At 56.7% G+C, this 263-nt stretch carries 1 protein-coding gene; it reads right to left on the bottom strand.

Going from position 1 to position 263, the window contains the following annotated elements:
- A partial coding sequence (locus Q5762_RS38730) for an NAD-dependent epimerase/dehydratase family protein (RefSeq protein ID WP_399495617.1) occupies positions 1 to 263 on the bottom strand: 263 nt, incomplete at both ends.

Raw genomic sequence — 263 nt, 5'->3', positions numbered from 1 at the left:
TACACCGGGTTCCGGTATCCTGCTGCAGTGCGAGCAAAGCCTCTTCAGCGGCACGTTTACTGCTGCCATAGTCGTTATCGCGTTTGGCCTGAATGGACGAGGTATACACCACCGGAATCTGTTTACCGCTGGCCTTGATCGCCGTGCAAAGTTGTTCGGTCAAACCAGTGTTGCCGGTGACGAACTCCTCCGGGTGTTGCGGCCGGTTGATGCCCGCCAAGTGAAACACCCAATCGACGCCTTCCAGCAATGTAGGCAGGTCA

It is taken from the genome of Streptomyces sp. P9(2023) (assembly GCF_032436795.1).
In the GTDB taxonomy this organism is placed as follows: domain Bacteria; phylum Actinomycetota; class Actinomycetes; order Streptomycetales; family Streptomycetaceae; genus Streptomyces.
The sequence above is the reverse complement of the archived record's forward strand: the minus strand, read 5'-3'. Positions and strand labels throughout refer to the sequence as shown.